Here is a 6,550-nt window from a genome sequence, read left to right as displayed (position 1 = left end):
GCGCGGCGGCGACGTCACTTGGTGCGGCCTGCGCCGGTGATGCCGGGGCCGGGGCGGACGGCTGCTGCGATGACGGCACAGCGACTGGCGGCGCCACAACCGGGGGCGTCTGCGGGGCCACTTGCTGCGTTTCTGCCGGTTGCACAGGAGCCGACGCTGCGTCCTTGGCCGTCGGAGCGGGTGATGCCGCAGGAGGCTGAGATGTTGTGGCGGACGGTGTCGCCGGCTTGTCGCTCTGCGCAGCAGGCGGGATTGGCGACACGGCGGCAAGCGGACCCGTCGGCGCCTGGTCTGGCTGCGTTGAGGCGACAATCGCTTGCGACGGTGCCTGTGCTTGCGGCTGGGCGGGGGCGGGCGGCGCTGCCGCAATAATCGCCGGGGCGCGGAAGGCGCGCTCTACGCGGGATGCAACACCGTCTCCCGTCCCCATCTGATCGAGGCGAATGCGATAATCACCAGGCCTTACGCCGCTCTGGATGGAAAACGACACGCGCCCCTCGTCCGAAGCCGTAGCCATCGCGATCAAGCCATCGTTCATATAGAGCCGGACCCGAGCACCCGGCGCGGCGCGTCCCGATACAAACAGACCGCCACCAGCCTCAGGCTCGATAGTCTCGATGCGCAGTTCGGCCGCCTTGCTGTCCGATTGCGCTTTGGCGTCCTGTTGAGCTTCGGGTCTGGCCGCGACTTGATCGCGCGGGTTCGCAGTATCCAGAGTAGCGCCCCCCGGTGGCGTGGCGGCTGCTATGCCTGGTGCCGGCTTATCCGTTGGAGGCGGAGCCGATGTCTTCGGCGAGGGTAGAGCGGCAACCGGGCGATCCTTCGTCGCGAGCGCCACGGCCACCGCGCTTTTCGAGGACGTCACGGTCCCGTCCGGCGCTGTCGCGCGCAGGGTCATGTCGTAATTGCCCGGCGGCAGCGGCTTCGGCACAAACACGAACGCGCCGGACGAATCCGCCGTCGTGCGATCATGCACCCGGCCGTCCACCAGCAATTCGACAACAGCTCCCGGCACAGCGCGTCCGGCAACGACCGCTTCGCCGTCCGCTTCAACGCGCGCGACATCGAACGCCGGCGCCGGATCATTACTGCGCGGGGGCGGTGGCGGACCCAGCCGGTCGCCAAGATCCTTGATGGCGTCCTTGGCCGACGTGATCGTCTTGGACACCGGCTTTTCGGCCGCAGGTGGAGATGCGGGCGCGGGTGTGGGCGCGCTCGCCGGGCGGGCTGGAGGTTCGCCCAGCTTCGACGCCAATTGTTCAAACCGCCCGGTGGAGAACAGCCACCATGCGAGGATCGCCGCTCCCGCCAGGATGAGGACGATCAGGACACCGTATTTACGGTTCATAGCGTCGGTCGTGCCTGCTTTGTTCGATCGATTCTTCTAAAGCAATTGCGTCGCCCTGTGAACCATCGCTCCCGGCGCGCCGTCTTGCAATGTCTTGCACGGGCGCGGTTTTTCCGGTCAGCCGGCACGGCGATCGTAAAATCCCGGGCCTGGGCCACTTGATGTCGGCTTGTCGCTCTGGCGAGACATTGCGCGTTCGATCGCGTCGTTTCGCGTCCGGAACGGCCATTGCGGCTGCGCGCGAGCGCTCGTCGATGCAAAATGAACGGACCGATGCGCACGCGATGAGGCGTATCCCGCCTTGTCCGACATGATGCTGGCGGTCCCGGCAAGACTCGAACTTGCGACCTTCGGTTTAGGAAACCGCTGCTCTATCCGGCTGAGCTACGGGACCGTGCCAATCGAACAAGCACCTGGCCGAGTGCTGTTTCTCTCTCTTTAGCTTCGGACAACACGCCGGACAATACGTTGCGAGGGCAGACATACAACAATAAGGCGGGGCCGCAACACTCAGCGCGATGCCACCTTGTTCCCGGTTGTCTTTTTCGCCGTGCGGGACCTGGCATTCGCTTTCTCGGCCTTTTGCGCGACCTTTTTCCCTGCCTTGGACTTGCTTGAATATTCGACATACTCACTCGGCGGCTCTGCCTTGCGCGCCATGAAGCGCTCGACCCGCTCGGTCCAGATCGCGATGAATTGTGCGCTGGTCAGCGCGTCCACTCCGCCTTTGATATGAGGCTTGATGTCCGACGGAACGTTGCCCCAGATCGCCTTGCGCGCCCAGGCTTCGCCTCTCTCGTACCCCTCGGCCGTCAGATACATGTTCTTCCACGCGAGCTGATGTGGCGCCGCGTAGTGAAACGAACAGCCCTGGTAGCCTTGCTGATGGATGCAGTAGATTTCAGCCGCAGTGGCCCGTCGTCCGACATCCTTCTCGAATTGCGCCGCCTCCGTCGCCAGTTTCCTTGCCGCGGCGATCGAGCAATCCCGGATGTCATAGATGTCGCCGCGCCAGTATTTGGCAAATTCCCAGGCAGAGAGCTGAAACAGACAGCGGTATTTGCCCGTGGTCGCCTTCGGTCTGTAGCCTGACTCAATGCGGGCGAAGGCCTTCATCATGCGAATGTCGAGATCAAACAACATCGCCGCCTGTTCAATTTCGGCGCGGATGTTGCCGCTGTGCGGCGCGCGTGCATCCTCGATGGATGCCGGCAACGGGACAGGCGTCCAGTGCGTCGGAGAGTTGAAATAGAGGATGTATTGTTCGGCGGCCGCTGCCTGCCGAGGCTCGGGTGGCTCTTCATCGCCAGCAGCGGTGTCCGCTTCCCTTGCCGGGGCAGGCTTTGCCTCGATCACAGGATCCTGCGGCGCTTCGAGCGCTATCGGCTGATCGCTGACCTTCGCGATTTCCGGCTCCGGCAGCGTGTCGAAAACATGCCATCGCTGCTCGAATGGCACCGCGGCAGTCGTCACTTCGCCGCGTTCGCGCTCAATGATCGTCGAGCCGGGGACGAGGAGAACCAGCGCGGCCAGGGCCGCCAGCGCAATTCCCAGCTCGCCTCGGCGTGCAACCCGTGACGTTGGCAAGCCGACCCCCGCATGCCGATCCCACATCGGCGAGTGTCGCGGGAAATGATGGACGAACGGTGACCATGGCGACCCAACCCCACGATCAGCGGCGCGGTTGGTATCGGGCTCCGCTCACAAGCCCCAATTCGCGATCTGAACCCTTCCACGTGACCTCAAGCCGCCCATCGCAGCGCTGCATCCGGGCGCTTAACGCGAACAGCCGGGCCCAGAAAGCAGATGGCCGGCAACGTCGAACGTTGCCGGCCAACAAGATAATTGCAAGCTGCGATCAGCGGGACGGCGCCGAGAAGCGTGCGCTGTCCAGACGATATTCGGCCAGCCGGAACCAGGCGTTGGAGTCGTTGGCGAACTTGGTCCAGGGCTCGTAGATCGCCTTGAAGTCCGGATTCTTGTTGGACAAGTCATCGAAGGTTTCGAGCGACGCCTTGAAACAGGCGTCCATCACGTCGCGCGGGAAGGCGCGGATTTCGGCGCCGCCAGCAATGAGGCGACGAAGGGCGGCCGGATTTTTCGCATCATAGCTCGCCAGCATCATCGTCATCTGTTCGTTGGCCGCCGTCTCGTAAGCGATGCGGAACTCCTTGGGCAGTCCTTCCCAGGCTCCCTTGTTGACCAGCGAGGTGATCTGCGCCGAGCCTTCCCACCAGCCCGGCGTGTAATAGAATTTGGCGACCTTGTAGAAGCCGAGCTTCTCGTCGTCGTGCGGGCCGATCCATTCCGCCGCATCGATGGTGCCACGTTCGAGCGAAGAATAGATGTCGGACGCCGCGATCTGCTGCGGGACGACACCGAGCTTCGAGAACACCATGCCGCCAAGTCCGCCGATGCGGAATTTCAGGCCCTTGAGGTCCTCGACCGAATTGATCTCCTTGCGGAACCAGCCGCCCATCTGCACGCCGACGTTGCCAACCGGGACAGGGACAAGATTGGCCTTGCCGAACAGCGCGCGAAGCATGTCGAGACCGCCGCCGTAAAACAGCCATGACGCTTGCTGACGCGCATTGAGACCGAACGGAAGGCCGCCATCGAACGCATAGGCGGTGTTCTTGCCGATGAAGTAGGAGGTCAGCGTGTGACAGCACTCCACCGTATTGTTGGCGCTTGCGTCGAAGACCTGAAGCGGCGGTACGATCTCGCCACCGGCGAAGACCTGAACCTGGAATTTGCCGTCGGTGATTTGTGCGATGCGTTCGCACATCGCCGCGGCCGATCCGTAGAGCGTGTCGAGGCTCTTCGGCCAGCTGGTCGCCATGCGCCACTTCACCGTCGGCGTCTGCGCGATGGCGGGAGCCGCAAGCCCGGCGCTTGCGACGGCGATGCCGGCACCCTTCAGGAATTTACGACGTTGCATGATTCCACCTCTCTCTTATCCCCGTTGTCGTAGCTTCGTTTGCAAGCTTGTCGTGACAGTCAAAGCCGCATTTCCTCCACGCCTGTCCGTCCGGCACCGGGTCAGGCTTTTTTTGCGACCACCATGAAGCAGTGGACGTAATCCATCGCGTGGCCTTCCGGCGAGGCGGCGACCTCGGCCTCATAGGCATCGTAGAAGCGGTTGACGATCGCCATGCGCTCATGCTGCGGGCGGCTTGGATCGAGCCCGCCCATGAATGTGCTTTCGCTCCAGGAGCGCAGCGTCGGCACGTAGCTCTTGGCGAAGGCGACGGCATCGCCCTTCTTCTGGAACTCGGCGGCGTAAGGGCAGCCGGTCGTGCGGGTGAAGGCCTTCTCCAGCACGAGACCCGCCTTGCTCACCGCCGAATTCGGGTCATCGAACGGCGCGACAAATTCATCCTTGGTCTTGTAGAACTGCACGAAGTTGGCGCGCTTGTATTCGGCTTCGGTGATGGTGCCGTCACGCATCAGATTGCGCCAATGCTTGGCGAAGGTGTCGTGCATATTCACCCCGCCGGTATGGCCGAGATAATGCCCCTTTTCGTCCTCGCAGAAATTGGCAAACACGAACTTGGCGCCGGGCGCCATTTCCCGCGCGCGATGCAACAGGATGGTCTCCCAGTCGGCGAGCGCGGCCTTGCGCAGCTCCCGCTTCTCCTCCGGATTGGCCCCGACCGCGTGCGTGTGGTCGGAAATCTGCAGCGGCAGCTTGCTCAGCCAATGCATCGCGGTTGCGGAAAAGCCGAGCGAGATCGTCTGATCCGGGAAAATCTGACGATAGAAGCTCATGCCGCTGCCAAAGGTGAAGACATTGGGCTGCAGCGCCAGCGGGTTCTCCTTAAAGGCTGGCAGCAGTCCCTGCAGGAGCTGGAACAGCACCGAGAAGTCGTTGTGCGGAAGGTCGGTATAGGTGATCGCGATCTGGCGCTCCGGAGCATCCTTGCGGATGCGGGCAATCGCCTTGCGCATCATGTCGATCGAGGTGCCGCCGTCGGCCGCGCCGTAATCTGCGATCGCGAACGGCGTCGTGCCTTTCAGCGGCATGGACTCGAGCGCTTCCAGCACGAGATCGGCGGCGGCATCGATCACCGCTTTCGCGCCGACGGTGTTAGCGCTGTAATAGCCGGCGCCCCGCATCGCGATGACCGGCGAATTGGTTTCGCTCTTTTCCTTTGTCTGGCTCGCCATTGCGTTTCCTCCTGTTCCTTTATCGTTGCTCAGCCAGTTCTTTGATCTGCTTGACGAGGTCGGCTGAGACCGCGACCCCAGCGCTCGATCTTTCCCGCGCGGACTTTCGTTTGCTGCCGGGGATGTGCGCGCCTTCCTGCGCCGCGATCGCCTCGACGATGCGAGCGACGCGCTCGGCGAAGGCCCCGCCCGAACTTGTCGCAACATCGATCGCGATGAAGAACTGGCCGGTGCGCGGCGGGCCGCCGACAGGCCCGGAAAACGGACTCGCATCCATCGCCAGCACCGCGCCGCTTGCGGCGGCGGCCAGCAATTCGACCATCAGGCCCGCACCGAAGCCCTTGTAACCGCCGCTCGGCGCCATCGTGCCTTTGAGCGCAATATCGGGATCGGTCGTCGGCTGACCGTCCGGACCGAACGCCCAGCCTTCGGGAATCGCCGCGCCTTCGCGCTTTCTGCGCATCACCTCGCTCTTGGCGATGACACTTGCGCTCTGATCGATGGAAATCGCCGCGCCGCCTTTGCCGTCAGGCGCCGCGATCGCAAACGGGTTGGTCCCGATCACCGCCTTGCGGCCGCCGAACGGCGCGATCGAGGCCGGCGCGTTGGTGTAGCCGAGCCCGAGCAAGCCTGCGGCTGCCAGGCGCTCGGTGTGATAGCCGAGCACGCCGCAATTGTAGGAATTGCGGACCGCGAGCCCGACGATTCCCATCTCGCGGGCCAGCGGGATCAGCATGTTGAATCCGGCATCGATCGCGGGATGCGCGAAGCCGCTTTTCGCATCGGCAACGATCAGGGCAGGCTTCGGCTTGGTGATGTCTGGGACTGCTTTTCCGTCAACCTTGCCGCAGCGCAGATGCTCGCAATAGGTCGGCACATAGGCAAGCCCATGCGAGGCGATGCCGTCAGCTTCCGCCGCAGCGACCGCAGCGGCAAGAGGCTTCGTCTGTTCAAGCGTCGCCCCCGCAGCGATGAGCGCCGATGCGGCCAGCGCGTTGATCTCGTCGAGGGTCATCTGGACTTTATTCATCA

Annotated in this window: 5 protein-coding genes and 1 tRNA gene; all 6 read right to left on the bottom strand. The window is 63.5% G+C overall.

The window, feature by feature from the left end; genetic code table 11:
* Positions 1–1,348, bottom strand: a 1,348-nt coding sequence (locus VN004_RS11600; protein WP_325610109.1) for a hypothetical protein, incomplete at its 3' end; no start/stop codon positions are given.
* 317 nt (positions 1,349–1,665) lie between these two features.
* A tRNA-Arg gene (locus VN004_RS11595) sits at positions 1,666–1,742 on the bottom strand.
* Positions 1,743–1,858: 116 nt separating this feature from the next.
* Positions 1,859–2,935 carry a hypothetical protein gene (locus VN004_RS11590; RefSeq protein WP_325610107.1) on the bottom strand — a complete coding sequence of 359 codons (1,077 nt, stop codon included), beginning with the start codon at positions 2,933–2,935 and terminating at the stop codon, positions 1,859–1,861.
* A 271-nt stretch (positions 2,936–3,206) separates the two neighbouring features.
* Positions 3,207–4,289 carry a TRAP transporter substrate-binding protein DctP gene (locus tag VN004_RS11585; RefSeq protein ID WP_325610105.1) on the bottom strand — a complete coding sequence of 361 codons (1,083 nt, stop codon included), beginning with the start codon at positions 4,287–4,289 and terminating at the stop codon, positions 3,207–3,209.
* A 101-nt stretch (positions 4,290–4,390) separates the two neighbouring features.
* The gene (locus tag VN004_RS11580) at positions 4,391–5,518 is read right to left on the bottom strand and encodes an SAM-dependent methyltransferase (protein ID WP_325610104.1); all 1,128 of its coding nucleotides are present in this window, start codon (positions 5,516–5,518) and stop codon (positions 4,391–4,393) included.
* 19 nt (positions 5,519–5,537) lie between these two features.
* Entirely contained in the window at positions 5,538–6,548 is a 1,011-nt protein-coding gene (locus VN004_RS11575) for an Ldh family oxidoreductase (protein ID WP_325610102.1), read from the bottom strand.
* Positions 6,549–6,550: the final 2 nt, after the last annotated feature.

The organism is Pseudorhodoplanes sp. (assembly GCF_035565855.1).
Classification (GTDB): domain Bacteria; phylum Pseudomonadota; class Alphaproteobacteria; order Rhizobiales; family Xanthobacteraceae; genus Pseudorhodoplanes.
Note: the sequence above shows the minus strand (reverse complement) of the source record. Positions and strands in the feature narration are given on the sequence as shown.

Excerpts from the sequence above, each read along its gene's own strand:
- VN004_RS11580 (WP_325610104.1), bottom strand. The coding sequence starts at position 5,518 with ATGGCGAGCCAGACAAAGGAAAAGAGCGAAACCAATTCGCCGGTCATC.
- VN004_RS11585 (WP_325610105.1), bottom strand. The coding sequence starts at position 4,289 with ATGCAACGTCGTAAATTCCTGAAGGGTGCCGGCATCGCCGTCGCAAGC.
- VN004_RS11575 (WP_325610102.1), bottom strand. The coding sequence starts at position 6,548 with ATGAATAAAGTCCAGATGACCCTCGACGAGATCAACGCGCTGGCCGCA.